Source organism: Streptomyces sp. NPDC059582 (assembly GCF_042735715.1).
GTDB lineage: Bacteria > Actinomycetota > Actinomycetes > Streptomycetales > Streptomycetaceae > Streptomyces.
Window position 1 is genome coordinate 34,926 of sequence record NZ_JBHWCC010000001.1, and the last position, 17,165, is coordinate 52,090.

General features: G+C 73.1%; 15 protein-coding genes. 9 read left to right on the plus strand and 6 right to left on the minus strand.

Translation table 11 applies throughout. The features are described 5' to 3' along the window. The first annotated feature begins 58 nt into the window (after nucleotides 1-58). Both ACFV0T_RS00170 and ACFV0T_RS00175 read left to right on the plus strand, forming a co-directional pair. Entirely contained in the window at nucleotides 59-511 is a 453-nt protein-coding gene (locus tag ACFV0T_RS00170; protein WP_385772703.1) for a DUF6643 family protein, read from the plus strand. Between the two features lie 41 nt (nucleotides 512-552). Further along, entirely contained in the window at nucleotides 553-1,374 is an 822-nt protein-coding gene (locus tag ACFV0T_RS00175; RefSeq protein WP_385772705.1) for an MOSC domain-containing protein, read from the plus strand. A 23-nt stretch (nucleotides 1,375-1,397) separates the two neighbouring features. On the opposite strand, the gene ACFV0T_RS00180 is transcribed toward ACFV0T_RS00175, so the two are convergent. Continuing rightward, nucleotides 1,398-2,153 (minus strand): nucleotidyltransferase, encoded by a 756-nt coding sequence (locus ACFV0T_RS00180; RefSeq protein ID WP_385772707.1) that lies wholly within the window; start codon nucleotides 2,151-2,153, stop codon nucleotides 1,398-1,400. A gap of 194 nt (nucleotides 2,154-2,347) precedes the next feature. Here ACFV0T_RS00180 and ACFV0T_RS00185 point away from each other — a divergent pair, with 194 nt between their 5' ends. Both ACFV0T_RS00185 and ACFV0T_RS00190 read left to right on the plus strand, forming a co-directional pair. Beyond that, nucleotides 2,348-2,953 (plus strand): hypothetical protein, encoded by a 606-nt coding sequence (locus ACFV0T_RS00185; protein WP_385772709.1) that lies wholly within the window; start codon nucleotides 2,348-2,350, stop codon nucleotides 2,951-2,953. A 125-nt stretch (nucleotides 2,954-3,078) separates the two neighbouring features. Next, nucleotides 3,079-5,520, plus strand: a complete 2,442-nt coding sequence (locus tag ACFV0T_RS00190) for a right-handed parallel beta-helix repeat-containing protein (protein ID WP_385772711.1) — start codon at nucleotides 3,079-3,081, stop codon at nucleotides 5,518-5,520. On the opposite strand, the gene ACFV0T_RS00195 is transcribed toward ACFV0T_RS00190, so the two are convergent. Further along, nucleotides 5,490-7,853 carry a hypothetical protein gene (locus tag ACFV0T_RS00195; protein WP_385772713.1) on the minus strand — a complete coding sequence of 788 codons (2,364 nt, stop codon included), beginning with the start codon at nucleotides 7,851-7,853 and terminating at the stop codon, nucleotides 5,490-5,492. The two genes, ACFV0T_RS00190 and ACFV0T_RS00195, sit on opposite strands and share 31 nt — an antisense overlap. A 287-nt stretch (nucleotides 7,854-8,140) precedes the next feature. On the opposite strand from ACFV0T_RS00195, the gene ACFV0T_RS00200 reads away from it, so the two are divergent. Both ACFV0T_RS00200 and ACFV0T_RS00205 read left to right on the plus strand, forming a co-directional pair. Next, nucleotides 8,141-8,971 (plus strand): DeoR/GlpR family DNA-binding transcription regulator, encoded by an 831-nt coding sequence (locus ACFV0T_RS00200; RefSeq protein WP_385772714.1) that lies wholly within the window; start codon nucleotides 8,141-8,143, stop codon nucleotides 8,969-8,971. Nucleotides 8,972-9,043: 72 nt separating this feature from the next. Continuing rightward, nucleotides 9,044-9,514: an SRPBCC family protein gene (locus ACFV0T_RS00205; RefSeq protein ID WP_385772716.1), complete on the plus strand. Its 471-nt coding sequence runs from the start codon at nucleotides 9,044-9,046 to the stop codon at nucleotides 9,512-9,514. 114 nt (nucleotides 9,515-9,628) lie between these two features. Here the strand turns inward: ACFV0T_RS00205 and ACFV0T_RS00210 are convergent, their stop codons facing one another. Next, nucleotides 9,629-10,753 (minus strand): PLP-dependent cysteine synthase family protein, encoded by a 1,125-nt coding sequence (locus tag ACFV0T_RS00210; protein ID WP_385772718.1) that lies wholly within the window; start codon nucleotides 10,751-10,753, stop codon nucleotides 9,629-9,631. Nucleotides 10,754-11,127: 374 nt separating this feature from the next. Between ACFV0T_RS00210 and ACFV0T_RS00215 the strand changes: the two genes are divergently transcribed. Together ACFV0T_RS00215 and ACFV0T_RS00220 are read left to right on the plus strand one after the other, a co-directional pair. Further along, complete coding sequence (locus tag ACFV0T_RS00215) at nucleotides 11,128-11,451, plus strand: hypothetical protein (RefSeq protein WP_385772720.1); 324 nt, start codon at nucleotides 11,128-11,130, stop codon at nucleotides 11,449-11,451. A gap of 178 nt (nucleotides 11,452-11,629) precedes the next feature. Further along, a complete protein-coding gene (locus ACFV0T_RS00220; protein WP_385772722.1) occupies nucleotides 11,630-12,151 on the plus strand; it encodes an ATP-binding protein in 522 nt (173 codons plus the stop codon). 336 nt (nucleotides 12,152-12,487) lie between these two features. Here the strand turns inward: ACFV0T_RS00220 and ACFV0T_RS00225 are convergent, their stop codons facing one another. Genes ACFV0T_RS00225 through ACFV0T_RS00235 form a run of 3 tightly spaced genes read right to left on the minus strand, consistent with a single transcriptional unit; the run spans nucleotide 12,488 to nucleotide 16,124 of the window. After that, a complete protein-coding gene (locus ACFV0T_RS00225; protein WP_385772724.1) occupies nucleotides 12,488-15,049 on the minus strand; it encodes an ABC transporter permease in 2,562 nt (853 codons plus the stop codon). After that, nucleotides 15,046-15,837 (minus strand): ABC transporter ATP-binding protein, encoded by a 792-nt coding sequence (locus ACFV0T_RS00230; protein ID WP_385772726.1) that lies wholly within the window; start codon nucleotides 15,835-15,837, stop codon nucleotides 15,046-15,048. The genes ACFV0T_RS00225 and ACFV0T_RS00230 overlap by 4 nt, the downstream gene beginning before the upstream one ends. After that, complete coding sequence (locus tag ACFV0T_RS00235; protein WP_385772728.1) at nucleotides 15,834-16,124, minus strand: SHOCT domain-containing protein; 291 nt, start codon at nucleotides 16,122-16,124, stop codon at nucleotides 15,834-15,836. Before ACFV0T_RS00235 ends, ACFV0T_RS00230 begins: the two co-directional genes overlap by 4 nt. A 305-nt stretch (nucleotides 16,125-16,429) precedes the next feature. Here ACFV0T_RS00235 and ACFV0T_RS00240 point away from each other — a divergent pair, with 305 nt between their 5' ends. Beyond that, the gene (locus ACFV0T_RS00240) at nucleotides 16,430-16,987 is read left to right on the plus strand and encodes a TetR/AcrR family transcriptional regulator (RefSeq protein WP_385772730.1); all 558 of its coding nucleotides are present in this window, start codon (nucleotides 16,430-16,432) and stop codon (nucleotides 16,985-16,987) included. Nucleotides 16,988-17,165: the final 178 nt, after the last annotated feature.

Below are 17,165 nucleotides of genomic sequence, written 5' to 3' on the forward strand. Positions count from 1 at the left end.
GAAAACAACCCTCTTATCGGTCTCCCCAACCAGCACATCGTGGGCTTAACTTATGGCCATGACCTCCCCCCGCTCCACCTATGGCGGCGGCTACTACTCCGCCTCCTTCCCGGACACCCCGATCTACGACTCGCTCGTGGCCGAGCGGGGCACCCCGCAGATCGCCCCGATCCGGGTGCCCGCCGCGTACGACATGGGCAGTCATCTCCCCATGGGCAGTCATCTGCCCGCGCTCCCCTCGGCGCTGCCCGCCCTCCCGGCCGCGCCGTCCCACCACTCCTACGGATACCCGCAGGCGCAGCAGCCCGCCCCGTTGCAGCAGGCGCCCACGGCGTACATCCCGCAGCAGGCGGCGGCGCCGCGCGGCTACCCCGGTCCCCAGGCACAGCAGCCTCGGCCGGCCCAGCCCGGCATGGGCTACGAGGCGATGCGCCCCGCGGCTCCCCGGCCCGCCCCGGCTCCGTACCAGGACCCGTACAACAACCAGCAGCAGTACCGCGGCGGCTACTGAGCCGTCCCGGGTCTGTCCGTATTGCCTGGCACGATGGACTCATGGGCAATACGGAGCTGCAGTCGATCCACGTTCATCCGGTCAAGGCGTTCCGGGCTCTGTCACTCCGGGAGGCCGTCGTGGAGCCCTGGGGGCTGGCCGGTGATCGACGCTGGGCGCTGATCGACGACGGGGGAAAGGTCGTCACGCAACGCCAGCAACCGCGCCTCGCGCTGGCCGCCGCCGAGCTCGTGCCCGGCGGCGTCAGGCTGTCCGCACCCGGTCTCGGCCCGCTGACCGTCCCGGTCCCGGAGCCGATCGGCACGGTGACCGTCGAGATCTTCGGCGGCAAGGTGGAGGGCGTCCTCGCCGACGCCACCGCCCACGCCTGGTGCAGCGCCTTCCTCGGCGCCGACGTACGCCTCGTCCACATGGACGATCCCGGCACACGCCGCCCGGTCGACCCCGACTTCGCGCTGCCCGGGGAGACCGTCTCCTTCGCCGACGGCTTCCCCCTGCTGGTCACCACGACCGCCTCGTTGGACGCCCTGAACGCACTGATCGCGCGGGACGGCCACGCGGCCGAGGGTCCGCTGCCCATGAACCGCTTCCGGCCGAACGCCGTGGTGTCGGGGTCCACCCCGTGGGCCGAGGACGACTGGTCGCGCGTGGCCATCGGCGAGGTCACCTTCCGGGTCGCCAAGATGTGCGGCCGGTGTGTCGTGACCACCACCGACCAGACCACCGCCGGGCGCGGCAAGGAGCCTCTGCACACGCTCGGCCGCCACCGCCGCATCGACGGCAGACTGGTCTTCGGCCAGAACCTGGTGCCCCAGTCCCCGGGCACGATCCGGGTCGGCGATCCGGTCACGATCCTCGGCTAGGGCCACTGCGGTGCCCGGCTCGGTCAGGGGCGGGCGGCCGCCAGCACGCGCTCGATCGCGGGAGCGAGGAAGGCCCGGGTCAGTTCGGCCCGGCGGGCCGGCCACTGGTCGGACGCGGACCGCGGGCCGCCGTAGCGGCGTCGTCGGATGTCGTGCACCACGTCCGCGGGTGCGCCCAGTGCGGTGAGTACGTCGAGGGCCTGCGCCTTGCTGATCAGCCTGCCGGTCCGCAGCGTCACGTCGGCCCGGGCGAGCGTGAGGAGCCCGAGATCGACCCAGACCTCGCGCAGCCACCGCTCCGGGTGGTCCAGGGCCGGCCGCCAGAAGTGCGCCAGGTCCTCGGCGACGAAGTCCGAGAGCTCCCGGTCGGTGACCGGCGGCAGGAGGTCCGCCGGGGGCGGCCCGTGCAGCACCTCGCCGAAGTCGTGCAACTCCCGGCGGGTCACCGGGGTCACGGGACGGTGCATCAACTCCTCGTGCGCCCAGGTGAGGTGTGCGGCGGCGAGGTCGCCCCACTCGTCGGCCGCGACATAACTGCAGTGCAGCTTCGCCGCCAGGGGGTGGGTCGCCGCCAGCTTCTCGTGCGCCGCGACGAGCCGTTCCTCCAGCGCGGGCGGACACCGGCGCTCGACGACCGCGACGAGGTCCAGGTCGCTGCGCCCCGGCTGGTAGTCGCCCCCGGCCAGGGAGCCGTGTGCCCAGACGCAGACCAGCGAGGGCACGGGCACGACCGCATCGAGGAACAGGCCGAGCAGTTGACGGGTCGACGCATCTGTCACACCGCCAGTGTGCCGCCCCGCGGCGGAGCACCGAGAACGTTTCGGGAACCCTCCGCGGGAACCCGCTCGTTGGGATTTCGTGCGGAGTTGACGAGACGTCCCGGTCGCAGGTGATTTCGCTCTCTCTTTGTCCGGGCTCACGCGTGAACGGCTCCGCACGGGGTTATCACGGAGCGGGAAGGGGGTGCGGGCCGGTGGGAGCAATCGGCGGACTCTGGCGGTGGCGGCACAATCCGCTGCGCCGCGCGACCGACCTGGTCGAGGCCTGGGTGGCCCTGGTGGCCTTGTTGTTCATCCTGGTCGTCGCGCCCGTGACCGGCGCCCTGGTCGGCGGCGTCGCCCAGGACGCCCTGCGACAGGCGGTCCGCGACCAGCGCGCGGCCCGGCACCAGGTGACGGCCACCGTGGTCCGCGGGCTGAACCGCTCGACGCTCAAGGCCGACCCGGAGACCTCCACCGCGCGCGACGCCCGCAGTCGCGTGCTCGCCGACTGGCGGGCACCGGACGGCACCGCGCACCGCGGCCGGGTCCTGGCGAGCGTCGACACCCCGCACGGCGGCGACCACTTCACGATATGGACGGACGCGCACGGCGGCGTCGTGGCCCGCCCGCTGGACTCCGCGACGGCGACCACGCACGCCGTCCTCGCCGGGTTCGGCGCGGCCATGCTCACCGCGGCGCTCGTCGAGGCCGGCCGACGGCTGGTCGTCTGGCGCATGGTCCGCCGCCGGTACGCGCGTTGGGACCGGGCCTGGGAGCGCGCGGGCCCGGACTGGGGGCGGACCGGAACCGGCAGCTGACGGCGCTTCGTCCGGCCGACCGCCTTCCGTCTCTGGTCAACCCACCGCCCGCGCGCACGCTACGGTGGACCGGCCGGGTCTTCGGCAACAACCCGCGTACGACGAGGTGGGGGCACAGCAACGCCATGGCACAGGGCACGGTCCAGGTGACGCACACCGGCACATCGAGGTGGCGGCGCCGCACGGGTGAGTACGCGTCGCTCGCCGCCGCTCTGGAGGCCGCGGCCGAGGGGGACGTCCTGACCATCGCTCCGGGCACCTACCGGGAGAACCTCGTCGTCCAGCGGGCGGTGACCCTGCGCGGCCCCGAGGGCTCCGCGGGCTCGGTGCGGATCGCGCCCCTGGACGGAGTGCCGCTGACCGTGCGCGCCTCCGCGGTGATCCAGGACCTGCACGTGGAGGGCCAGGACGCGGCGGCGCCGGCCCTGCTGGTCGAGGAGGGCACGCCGGAGCTGAGGGACGTCCGGGTCGTCACCCGGTCCGCGGCCGGCATCGAGGTGCGCGGGGACGCCCGGCCCACCGTGCGGCGCTGCACCGTCGACAACCCGGCCGGCATCGGCATCGCCGTGGTCGACGGCGGCGGCGGGGTGTTCGAGGACTGCGAGGTCGTGGCGGCCGGCCAGTCGGGCGTGGCGGTGCGCGGGGGCGGCCATCCCCGTCTGGAGCGCTGCCGGATCCACCACACCTCGGGCGCGGGCCTGGCCGCCACCGGCGACAACTCCGCCCTGGAGGCGGTGGGGTGCGAGATCTACGAGGTGCGGGGCAGCGGCGTGCAGATCACCGCGCGGGCCACCGCCCACCTCACGGACTGCGACGTGCACCGCACCACCGCCGACGGCGTCACCCTCGACACCGACGCGGTGCTGACCCTCGCCGACTGCCGGATCCACGACATCCCCGAGAACGCGGTCGACCTGCGCTCCCGCTCCGTGCTGACGCTGACCCGGACGACGGTGCGGCAGTTCGGCCGCAACGGGCTGTCGGTGTGGGACCCGGGCACGCGGGTGGACGCCAACCAGTGCGAGATCTTCGACAGCACCGGCGACTACCCGGCCGTGTGGGTCAGTGACGGCGCCACCGTCGTCCTCGACTCCTGCCGGGTGCACGACGTGCCGGACGCCCTGTTCGTCCTCGACCGGGGCTCACGGGCGGACGTCGTGGACAGCGACCTCTCCCAGGTCCGCAACACGGCCGTGTCGGTGAGCGACGGGGCCACCGCGCAGCTCGACGACTGCCGCATCCGGGACGCCGCGACCGGGGCCTGGTTCCGTGACCACGGCAGCGGCGGCACCCTCAGCAACTGCACGCTGGACGGCACGCAGACCGGCGTGATCGTCACCAAGGGCGCCGACCCCACCATCGAGCGGTGCACCGTCGACTCCCCGGCGGAGGCCGGCTTCTACGTCTCGGCGGGCGGCCGCGGCAGCTTCCTCGGCTGCCGGGTCACGGGCAGCGCCGGCTATGGCTTCCATGTCCTCGACGGCTGCCGTACGACGCTGAAGAAGTGCCGTACGGAGCGCTGCGCGCGCGGAGGTTACGAGTTCGCGGAGGGCGGCCCGGACTCCGCGTCCGGAACGGGACCCGTGGTCGAGGACTGCACGAGCGACGAGAGCGCGAGCCTGCGGACCCCGACGGCGGCGCCGGAGCCGGTCGTCCAGACGGCGGCCCAGACCCCGGGGCTGCTCGGCGCGATCCCGGGGCAGCGCGTCACCGAACAGGAGCCGTCGGTTTCCGTCGCGGAGCCGGACAAGGAGACCCGCACGTCGACGGCCGTCCTCGGTGAACTCGACGCGCTGGTGGGCCTGGACAGCGTCAAGCGCGAGGTGCGCGCCCTGACCGACATGATCGAGGTGGGCCGGCGCCGCCGGGAGGCGGGGCTGAAGGCGGCCTCGGTCAAGCGCCACCTGGTCTTCACGGGCTCCCCCGGCACCGGCAAGACCACGGTCGCCCGCCTCTACGGCGAGATCCTCGCCTCCCTCGGTGTGCTGGAGAAGGGCCACCTGGTCGAGGTGTCCCGCGTCGACCTGGTCGGCGAACACATCGGTTCCACGGCGATCCGTACCCAGGAAGCCTTCGAACGGGCCCGCGGTGGCGTGCTGTTCATCGACGAGGCCTATGCGCTGTCCCCGGAGGACTCCGGCCGTGACTTCGGCAAGGAGGCCATCGACACGCTGGTGAAGCTGATGGAGGACCACCGGGACGCGGTGGTGGTGATCGTCGCGGGCTACACGGCCGAGATGGAGCGGTTCCTGTCCGTCAACCCGGGCGTCGCGTCCCGCTTCTCTCGGACCATCACCTTCAGCGACTACGGCCCCGAGGAACTGCTGCGGATCGTGGAGCAGCAGGCCGAGGAGCACGAGTACCGGCTGGCGTCGGGCACGGCGGAGTCCCTGCTGATGTACTTCACGGACCTTCCGAAGGGACCCGCGTTCGGCAACGGCCGTACCGCCCGCCAGACCTTCGAGGCGATGGTGGAGCGGCACGCCGGCCGGGTCGCCCAGGTCACGGAACCGAGCACGGACGACCTGACCCTCCTCTACGCCGAGGACCTGCCCGAACTGTCCTGAGTCGCCCCGTTGGTGTGGCGCGGGCCCGGCAGGTCCGGCCGCAACCGGGCCAGCAGCCGCTCCCGTTCCACCGCGAACACCGGGTCCGCCTGGTAGTCGGAGTGCCCGAGGATCGGGGCCGGTAGCGGATGCCGGTCGGTGCGGCCGTACGCCATCGGGTCCTTGAGGGGTTCGAGGTCCACGGCGGGGCCGCAGTCGCCGGACAGCAGGACCGGGCCGCCGATGGGGTCGGTGAGGCGGTGGAGATTGCGCCAGCACGCGACCTCCCGGTGCAGGGAGCCGAGCGCGGCCGGTCCGAAGTGGGCCGGGAACCAGCGGCCGTAGAGGCGCTCCAGCGGGGAGCCGTAGGTCAGCAGGGCGACCCGCCCGCGCTCGGCGGGCTTCAGCTGCCATACCGCGGCGGCGGCGAGCACGCTGCCCTGGGAGTGTCCGGAGATGACCAGGCGGCCGCCGGTGTCGCGGGTCCAGGTGGCCATCCGCCAGGTCAAGTCGGGCACGGCGCGCTCGGCGTAGCAGGGCGGGGCGAAGGGGTGGGCGGCACGCGGCCAGAACGTGCCGACGTCCCACAGGATGCCGATGGTGCGCCGGGCGGAGGCGTCCTTGTAGGCGCGCCGGCCCCAGGTGACGAAGAGTATGAAGCCGAGGCCGATCAGCCAGGAGCCGAGTGCCTGCGCGGCGTCGGCGGCGCCGTGCACGAAGGGGGGAGCGCCCTGGGCGGCGCCGGCCGGGGTCTTCCCGGTGGTCAGGGCGCCGACGAGGGCCGCGGTGCCCAGGAGCAGCGTCGTGGCGGAGGTGACGGCGAGGACGAGCGGGCCGCGGTCGGTGAGGGAGGCCATCGCGCGGGCGCCGGCGATGCGGCGGGTGCGTGCCGTGTCGTTGGTCTCACCGGGGTAGTCGCGGCCGACCTCGTCCAGTCCGGCGTGGCGCAGCCGCACGGTGCGCCATCCCAGACGGCCGCAGAGCACGAGCAGGACGACGAGCAACGGAGGGATGGCGGACGCCTGCCAGGTCAGCAGGACCGGTGGACCGGCGATCGAGGCTCTGGTGCCGTCGAGCCAGTCGGCGACCCGCTGGGACACTCCGCCGGACATCACGCCGCCGAGGGCGCAGGCCAGCATCGCGACGGCGGGTCCGCCGAGGCCGCGCATCGCGGCCCTCGGTTCGGGTCGGGTGCGGTGCAGGAGGTGGGCGACCACGGCCAGCGCGATCACGAGCAGGCCCTGGACCAGGGCGAGGCCGCCGAAGGTCGCGTCGCCGGGCAGCCGCCCGTGCGAGCGCCAGTGCGGGCGCTCCCAACCGGCGTACACGAGGGTGAGGGCGAGCAGGGTGAGGGCGGCCAGCGGCAGACGGTGCACGAGGTGCCCGTCGAGTTCCCGGTCGAGGCGGTGCTCGCTGCGGCCCCGACGGCAGACCACCCACACCACGGCGCCCGCCCCGGCGACCAGCGCCCCGGACAGGAGCCACCCGGCCACGTCCAGGGCGGCCGGTCCGCCCGGCGCGCGGTCGAAGCGGACGGCCGGGGAGCCGACCGCCGCGGCGACCGTGAGCAGTCCGGCGGCGGTGTGCGCGGCGCGCAGCCGGGCCACCAGTCGGCGTCCGTACCAGAAGCCGGGCCGACCCAGCGCGGTGCGGCCGGTCTCCTCCTCGGGTTCGGCCGGGTGGAAGAGGGGCTGCTGGGATTCGTACTCGCTCCAGGTGCGGTGGGAGAGGTACCACAGCAGGCCGGTGACGGCGGCGGGCAGCACGGAGGCGAGGGCGAGTCTGCGGCCGGGACGGCTCCACCAGCCGCCGTCCGAGACGGTGGGCGCCAGGAAGCCCAGCCAGGAGTGCCGCGCGGCGCACGCGGGTGTGCCCGCGCACTGCCAGGCCGCGAGGTCGAGAGCGACCTCGCAGGCGGCCGCGACCAGCAGCACGGTCAGGGTCAGTCCGGCGAGCCGCACCAGCAGTCCGTACAGACGCACCGTGCGGGTACGGCCGCGCACGCCGGGGCGCATCCAGTGGGCGAGGTTGACCACCATGAACGGCAGCAGCAACAGCCACAGCGCGCGGGCGCCGTTGCCCGAGGTGAGGTTGGACCAGACGTAGGCCTCGGGCACCGGTCCGACCCGGTGATCGCCGGGGCCGCTCTCCGCGTCGACGTCGTCGGCGCGCCGGTACACGGCCGCCGTGTCGTCGCCGGTGACGCGCACCGTGCGCGGGTCGTTCAGCATCTTCTCGGGCGTGGCGCCGCCCACGCCGTGGACCAGGAGTTCCAAGGCGGCGCCCGTCTCCGCGGGCCGCCGGGCGGGGGTGGTCGCCCCGCCGGCGGAGGCACGTTCCTGCGCGCGTTCCACTGTTCGCACTTCCCCCGTGACACACCGTCGGCTGCTCTGCGTGCGGGCACAAGGATCTCCGTTCCGGGCGTGGCGTACACCTCCCGTCACGGAATCTCCCCGATACGTGCGACAACACGCCGGTCCCCCCACCGGAATGGCATGCCCGCGTCGGGACGGGCGGTGGCGCGACGGGGGTCACCCCGTGCGAGGATGGGACGCCCGCGCACCCCGGACGGAAAGAATGTCCTCGTCGGAGCAGGTGCGCGGGGCTGAAGGACGGCCGAGGCGAAAGGACCGGAGCGTACGTGAGTGAGAATCAGAACCTCCTCGCGGAGCAGCGGCGCGCCCTGATCCTGGACGAGGTCCGGCGCCGTGGCGGAGTCCGGGTCAACGAGCTGACGCGCAAGCTCGGCGTGTCGGACATGACGGTGCGCCGCGACCTGGACGCGCTCGCCCGGCAGGGCGTCGTGGAGAAGGTGCACGGCGGCGCGGTCCCGGTGGTCGAGGCGAGCACGCACGAGCCGGGCTTCGAGGCCAAGTCGGCGCTGGAGCTGAGCGCCAAGGAGGACATCGCGCGGGCGGCGGCCGAGCTGGTGGCGCCCGGTTCGGCGATCGCGCTCTCGGGTGGTACGACGACGTACGCGCTGGCGCACCAGCTGGTGGACGTGCCGGACCTGACGGTGGTCACCAACTCGGTGCGGGTGGCGGACGTCTTCCACGTGGCGCAGCGGACCTCGGGACAGCGGCAGGGCGCGGCGACGGTGGTGCTGACCGGCGGGGTGCGCACGCCGTCGGACTCGCTCGTGGGGCCGGTGGCCGATCAGGCGATCGCGGCGCTCCACTTCGACGTGCTGTTCCTCGGTGTGCACGGGATATCGATCGAGGCGGGCCTGTCGACCCCGAACCTGGCGGAGGCCGAGACCAACCGGCGTCTGGTGCAGTCGGCGCGACGGGTCGTCGTGGTCGCCGACCACACCAAGTGGGGCACGGTGGGCCTGAGTTCGTTCGCGGCGCTGGAGCAGGTGGACACCTGGGTGACCGACGCCGGACTGCCGGCCCGGGTCCGCACCGACATCTCGGAGCACGTACGGCGCCTGGTGGTGGCGGGCGAGCCCGACGAGGGTACAGACATCTGACAAGACGTCAGCTAGGGTGCTGTCGATTCAACCAGCTGCTGCCCGCTGCCCGTTGACATGAAGGGCTCGTCGATGGCTCGCCGTCTGCGCCCGGTGGGGCTCGACTTCGTCGAGACCGCGCCGATCCGTATGGTCTTCGCGCGGGATGTCGCCGCCGCTCCCGGTCCGGTCTTCCGGGCGCTCGCCGAGGACGTGCCCGGCTGGGTCGCGTGGTTCTCCGCGGTGACGCTCGCCCGGCCGACCGACGACGGCGCGGGACGCGAGATCCGGCTCAGGGGCGGCACTCGCTTCGAGGAGACCGTCCTCGCGGCGAAGGGCCCCGAGGTCTACGCCTACCGGGTGGACGCGACCAACGCGCCGGGCGCCCGGGCGCTGGTCGAGGAGTGGCGACTGACGCCGACGGAATCCGGCACCCGCGTGCGGTGGACCTTCGCCGCCGACGGTACGGCGACGTTCCGGTGCGCCCTGCGGCTCGCCCGGCCGGGACTGGGGCGGGCCTTCCGGGACGCGGTCACGTCGCTGGACGGGCGGTTGGCCCGGTAGGGATCGGCCCCCGGCCGGGCATGGCGCCCTGGCTCGGCGTGGTGCGGGCCAGCCCTGTCACGCGGTTGGCCCGGTGGGGCGTCGCACCGGGACCGGCGATGGCGCGGTGGCCGGTCAGTGCGGCCACACGCCCGTCGCCAGCAGCGAGTCGATCGCCGCCGTGTACGGCTCGATGTCCAGGCCTTGTTCGGCCAGCCACGCGTCCGCGTAGTACTTGTCGAGGTACCGGTCCCCGTGGTCGCACAGCAGCGTCACCACGCTCCCCCGGCGCCCCTGCGCCACCATCTCGGCGACGATCTTCAGGGCGCTCCACAGCCCGGTGCCCGTCGAGCCGCCCGCCTTGCGGCCGATGGCCCGCTCCAGGGCCCGCACGGCGGCCACGCTCGCCGCGTCGGGGACCTTCATCATGCGGTCGACGGCGCCGGGCACGAAGCTCGGTTCCATCCGCGGCCGGCCGATGCCCTCGATGCGCGAACCGCAGTCGCAGGTGACGTCCGGATCGCCGGTGGTCCAGCCCTCGAAGAAACAGGAGTTCTCCGGGTCGGCGACGCAGATACGGGTGTCGTACTGCATGTAGTGGACGTAACGCGCGAGGGTCGCCGAGGTGCCGCCGGTGCCGGCCGTGGCGACGATCCACGCGGGTTCCGGGAACCGTTCCAACTCCAGCTGCCGGAAGATCGATTCGGCGATGTTGTTGTTGCCGCGCCAGTCCGTGGCCCGCTCGGCGTAGGTGAACTGGTCCATGTAGTGGCCACCGGTCTCCGTCGCGAGGCGTGCGGACTCCTCGTACATCCGGCGCGAGTCGTCGACGAAATGACACTGGCCGCCATGGAACTCGATCAGGCGGCACTTCTCCGCGCTCGTCGTGCGCGGCATCACGGCGATGAACGGCACGCCGATCAGCTTCGCGAAGTAGGCCTCGGAGACGGCCGTCGAGCCGCTGGACGCCTCGATCACCGGGCGGCCCGGCCTGATCCAGCCATTGCACAGACCGTAGAGGAAGAGCGAGCGGGCCAGGCGGTGCTTGAGGCTTCCGGTGGGGTGGGTCGACTCGTCCTTGAGATACAGGTCGATCCCCCAGCGCTCCGGCAACGGAAAACGCAGCAGATGGGTGTCGGCCGAGCGGTTGGCGTCCGCCTGGACCTTGCGGACGGCCTCTTTCAGCCAGTCACGGTAAGTGGCGTCGCTGCGGTCGACGTCGAGGGTTTCGCCGGTCCGGGTCTGCTGGGTGGCGCTCACGGCGGTGCTCCTTACGCTCCACGCCGACGGCGCGTCGCGCGGCCGACCTCTCGATCATAAGCACCTTCCGCACCGCATCTCACCTGCATAAACACAACTTTGGGCCACCCAAAGGACACCTGGGGAACGGGCGTACGGGCGTGGGGGGCGGACACCGGGGGGCGCATTCGCGCGAGTGCTCCGGGTGACCGCCGCTCGGACGCGGTGCGTACTGGTGCTCACCGCGGTACGCGGGCAGACTTCAGCGGGCGGGACGAAGGCCCCGGACGGGGCACACACCGGATCACGGAATCGGGCTGGATCACGCCACGGGTTGGATCACCCACACAGGAGCGCGGTCCACCGGACCCACGCGCACAAGGGGGCGGAACGGCATGGCGGAGCCGGAGTTCACGGCGACGGGCGTGCGGATCGGGAAGAGACTGCGCTCGCTCACCCGGGCCGGACAGGTCCGGATCAGCGACGGCAGGCTGGAGTTGCTCACGAGTTACGGCAGCGAGATCGACAGCGCGCCGGTGCAGGCGGTGCGGGCGTCGAAACCCTGGTTCGCGCCGGGGGACCGCGCCTCGGCGGACGTCAACGGCACGCGGTACTCGCTGACCCTGGGTGACCACGACCCCGCTCCCGGCGAGCCGGGACCGCCCGCGGCACGCCGGTTCATCGAGGCCGTGCGCAGGGCCGCGGGGCGTGGCGGCTGAGTCACCGCGAGTTGCGGCGGCGGACCCCCTGGGCCACGCTGGTCTCACGTCACTCTGGGTTTACCGGCGATAACGCTGCGAACCAGCCCGCCGGACATGACAGCAGGCGGCCGTTTGGCGCAGACCTGCTGGATCCGAATCCGTGTTCTTCCGGACCTCACGTCGGGGAGTCGCAGCCGTGATCAGTCACCCAAGCAGGCACTGCACGGTGGAGCTCCAAGCCCTGCCGTCGCGGATCGGCCAGGTCCGCAGAATCGTATCTGCGCAGTTGCGCTACTGGCATATGGACCCCCTCATAGACCGCGCCGCGCTCGGCGTGACCGAGCTGCTGACGAACGTCCACCGCCATGCCCAGCCCGACAAGACGTGCACCGTCGAGATGGAGCTGGTGGTCGACCGGCTCACGGTCTCGGTGTACGACCACGACCCGCGCCTCCCCGTGGTCGACGAGGCGGAACCCCTGGCCACCTGCGGACGCGGGCTCGCCCTGGTGGCCGCCGTGAGCGAGAGCTGGGGCGTCCGGCCGGACGGTGAGTCCGGCAAGGTCGTCTGGTTCACGCTCCCGACGTCTCCTCCTCCCGCGCGCCCGGTGCGCCGTACGGTCGCGGACAAGCCCGCGCACCGGTTCACGGAGGTCGAGGTCACGACCGACGACCTCAGGCCGGCCCACGCTCCCGCCCGGTCTGCCGTTGCCGGCTGACCGGGCGGTGACCGGCGCGTGCTGCCGTCCGTGACCGGGCGGGGGTAGGCGTCCGCCCGCGTCGGTGCGCGAGCCACGTCCGGCTGGCCCCTCACGCCGGTGACCGGCCTGCTCCCACGTCGGTGGACGGGCCACGACCCGCGTGTGCCCACCTCGGTGAACCGGGCCACGACCCGCGTGCGCCCACCTCGGTGGACCGGGCCATGACCCGCGTGCGCCGGCCTCGGTGAACCCGGCCGATGACCCGCGTGCGCCGGCCTCGGTGAACCCGGCCGATGACCTGCGTTGCGCCACCTCGCTGACCGACGCGTGTCCCGTCGTACGGGACACGGTGCGTCACTCGGTGGCGATCGCCCGCAGCACGTCCAGTCGTGCCGCCCGCCGGGCCGGACGCACGCCGGCGAGGGCTCCGGCCGCGAGGCCGACCAGCGCCACCACCGCGAGCCGCACGGGCGGTATCGCGAAGGCGAAGGCGCTGTCGCTCGCGCCGTCCGAGGCCTTCACCAGCACCCAGCCGAGGAAGGCGCCGAGGCCGAGCCCGCCCGCGGTACCGAAAGCGGCGACCAGGATCGACTCCCAGCGGACCATGGCGCGCAACTGCGAGCGGGTCTGTCCGACAGCACGCAACAGGCCCAGTTCGCGGGTGCGTTCGTGGACCGCCAGCGTCAGCGTGTTGGCGATGCCGAGCAGCGCGATGAGCACCGCGAGGGCGAGCAGCGCGTAGACCAGGGTGAGCATCATGTCGATGCCGCCCGCCGAGGAGCGCGCGTACTCGGCCCGGGTCTGCACCTCCGGGTTGCCGTACCGCGCCGCGACCCGCTGCACGGCCGCCTTGCCGTCGTCCGTGCCCACTCCGTCCTTGAAGGAGACGGCCAGGAGGGTGTCGGAGTCCTGGGTGCGGTGCGGGGCCCAGGCGGCGCGGGTGATGACGTAGTCGCCGGCCAGTTCGGACCGGCCGTAGACGGCGCGCACGGTGAACGTCCGCCGCTCGCCGTCGGTGAAGGTGAGGCGGGTGGTGTCGCCCGTCGCCAGACCCCGCTCGTCGGCTTCCTCGCGGGTGACGGCGATGCCGTCGATGCCGAGGTCGCGCAGGGAACCCTGGACCGAGCCGAGGTCGAAGGTCCGGGCCAGGGCGTTCGGGTCGGTGACGGTCAACGCCCGTCCGCTGCCGTCGACTTCGGCGACGCCGCGGCCGAGTCCCACCGCGGTGTCCACCTCGGGCAGCGCGCCGACGGCCGCGGCGAGCCGCGGACTGAGCCCGCTGCCGCCCGCCCCGAAGGACGGCGTGCTCACGGCCACATCACCCGCGAAGGACCGCGACACGGTCCGGTCCATGGTCGCCTTGAGCGAGGCGCCGAAGACGGTGAACAGCGCGACGACGGCAACCCCGATCATCAGGGCGCTCGCGGTGGCGGCCGTACGCCTCGGGCTGCGCAGGGCGTTGCGCCGGGCGAGGGCGCCGGTGACACCACGCAGGCGGTCCAGGGGGCCGCCGAGCAGACGTACGGCCGTGCCTGCGGCGACCGGGCCGAGGACCACGAAGGCGACCAGCGCGAGGACCGCGCCGAGTCCCGCCGACCACAGGGACGGGGAGACCAGGACGCCGGTGAGCGTCAGGGCCACCGCGAGGACGGTGAGCCCCGCGCCGACGACGGCCCGCGCGCGCGAGGAGCCGGACCGGTCGACGGCCGTCTCTCGCAGTGCGGCCAGGGGCGCGGTGCGGCCGGCGCGTACGGCGGGCAGGACGGCGGAGCCGATACACACCACGATCCCGACCACGAGGGGCAGCAGCAGGGACAGACCGCTGATCACCAGGTCGCCCTCGGGGAAGGGGAATCCGATGGCCGGGAACAGCGCCTGGAGCCCGGCGGCGATACCGATGCCGCCCGCCAGGCCCGCGGCGGACGCCGTCACGGCGACGACGGCCGCCTCCACGAGCGTCGCCTCGGTCACCTGTCGGCGGGCCGCACCCAGGGCACGCAACAGGGCGTTCTCGCGGGCGCGTTGGGCGACGACGATGGCGAAGGTGTTGTGGATGGAGAAGGTCGCGACGAGCAGCGCGATGCCGGAGAACACCAGCAGCAGGGTGGTGAAGACGGTCAGGAACTGGCTGGAGATCATGTCGGTGTTCTCCTGCGCCGCCGCCTGACCGGTGATGGCCTCGACTCCGCCGGGGAGTACCGGAGTCAGCCGCGCGACCAGTTCCTTCTCGTCGACGCCGGGGTCCGCCCGCACCTGGATGCTCGACGCCTGGCCGGGCCTGGCGGTGAGGTACTTCTCGGCGTCGGCGCGGGTCATGCCGGTGAAGGTCACCTGTGCCATGCCGTCCGCGCCGCCGAAGGTCGCCAGGCCGACGACGGTCACCTCGACCGGGTCGGGGGTGCGCAGGACGGTCCTGTCGCCGATCTTCAGGCCGCCCTTCTCGGCGGCGCCGCGGTTGACCACGACCTCTCCGGACCTGGCCGGGGCACGGCCCTCGGCGAGACGGTACGGGTTGAGCCGCGCGTCGGTGATCCAGTTGCCGGCGAGGGTGGGCGGGCCCTGACCGCCGACGGGCTCGCCGTCGCTGCCGACGAGTTGGCCCGCGCCCTGGATCTCGGGGGCGGCGGCCGCGACGCCGGGGATCCGCTCGACGGTCGCGGCCAGGGAGGTGGCGACGGGCCGCCGCACGCCCTGGCTCTCGCCGGGCGTGGTGATGGCGTCGGCGCCGCGCACGACCGCGTCCGTACCGGCCGTGGCCTCGCCGAACATCGTGTCGAAGCTCGCGCGCAGGGTGTCCCCCATGACGAGCGTCCCGGCGAGGAAGGCGACACCGAGGAAGACCGCGAGGAAGGTGCCGGCGAAGCGCCGCCGGTGGGCGCGCAGGGAGGACAGGCTCAGGCGTACGGAGGCGTTCACGAAGGCACCTCGAAGGCTTTCATGCGGTCCAGGACCTTGTCTGCGGTCGGGGAGTCCATACGGTCGACCAGGCGTCCGTCGGCCAGGAACACCGCCTCGTCCGCGTGGGCGGCGGCGACGGGGTCGTGGGTGACCATGACGACCGTGCGGTCCATCCGGCGCACGGCGTGACCGAGGAGTCCGAGCACCTCTCCGCCGGATCGGGAGTCGAGGTTGCCGGTCGGCTCGTCGGCGAAGACGACGTCCGGCCGGCCGGCGAACGCCCGTGCCACGGCGACACGTTGCTGCTGACCGCCGGAGAGTTCGGACGGCCGGTGGTGCAGCCGGTCGCGCAGGCCGACGATGCCGACGAGCTCGTCGATCCACTCCGCGTCGTGGCCGCCGCCCGCGAGGTCCAGCGGCAGCGTGATGTTCTCGGCCACGGTCAGCGTGGGGACCAGGTTGAACGCCTGGAACACGAAGCCGATCCGGTCGCGGCGCAGCAGGGTCAGGCGGCGGTCGTCCAACGTGCCCAGCTCGGTGTCGCCGAGGTACGCGGCTCCCGAGCTGAGCGTGTCGAGTCCGGCCGCGCAGTGCATCAGCGTGGACTTGCCGGAGCCCGAGGGCCCCATGATCGCGGTGAAGCGGCCGGCCGGGAAGGTGACGTTCACGCCGTCAAGCGCCCGCACCGCCGTGTCGCCGGCGCCGTAGACCTTCACGGCGTCGACGACACGGGCGGCCGCCCGGGACGCGGTGGAGGTGGACGCTTCCGTTGACGTCGGCGTCGGCGTCGGCGTCGGCCGGGTCACGCCGCACCGCCCTTGCCCGGGCGGCCGAACTGCTCGTCGAGGACGGAGAGTCGGCGCCAGTACTCGTCCTCGTCGATCTCGCCGGAGGCGAAACGGCGGCCCAGGACCGCGACGGGTGAGTCGCCCGACGGCCGGGCTTCGCCGAGCGCGCTCCACGGACCGCGGCGGCCACGCGGGGCGGTGCGGCGCAGGACGGTGACGACGCCGATCACGACGACCGCCCAGATCAGCGGGAAGAAGAGGATCCACGGTCCGGGACCGGCGTCCCAGTCGGCCAGGGTGTTCATCTCGGGGCATCTCCTCGGTGAGGTCTGTAGTGAGGTCTGTAGTGAGGTCGCTGATGAGGTCAGGTCGGTGATGAGGTGAGGTCTGCGGAAGGTCTGCGGTGGGGCCATCTGCGCGGCCTTCTGCCGGGTCTTCTGCCGGGTCTTCTCCGGGGCTTCCGCGTTGTCTCGAGATTCGCCCCTGGACGGGGGCCGGGTCGTCGTACGGCCAGCGGCAGTGCGCGTACACCAGCGGGAGTACGCGGGCCGCCCGCCACTGCTCCCCGGATCCCTGGACGGCTGTAACTACTGGTATGTACAGCTGGATCATGAACACCTCGGAGCGCCTCATCGAGTCCACCCGGGACCTGCTCTGGGAGCGCGGCTACGTGGGCACCAGCCCCAAGGCGATCCTGGAGCGCGCGGGCGCCGGGCAGGGCAGCATGTACCACCACTTCAAGGGCAAGCCGGACCTCGCCCTGGCCGCGATCCGCCGGACGGCCGAGGAACTGCGGGCCAGCACCGAGTCCGTCCTCGACGGCCCGGGCACCCCGCACGAGCGCGTCCGGGCCTACCTCGAGCGCGAGCGCGAGGTGCTGCGCGGCTGTCCCCTCGGGCGGCTGACGATGGACCCGGACATCATCGCCAGCGACGAACTGCGCGCCCCCGTCGACGAGACGCTCGACCTGATCCGTGAGCGGCTCGCCGGGATCGTCGAGGAGGGCAAGGAGCAGGGCCAGTTCCCGCCCGGGCTCGACGGCGAGGAGATCGCGGCGACGATCCTCGCGACCGTCCAGGGCGGCTACGTCCTGGCCCGCGCCGCCGGTTCACCTGCCGCCTTCGACACGGCCGCCCGGAGCCTGCTCGCTCTGCTCTCACCTCGCTAGTGCCGCAGCAGGCAACGTTCGCCCCGTCGCGACGCCCGGCACGGGCAAACGTCGCCTGCCACGGCACCAGGTGTGCTGTCCGGGTTCATGGCGGTCGCCGTGGGCGAATCGGGCGGAGCTGGCCGTGTTCCAGGCGCAGGGCGGGGACAGCGTCATGCAGGGGACGCCGTAACGGTCC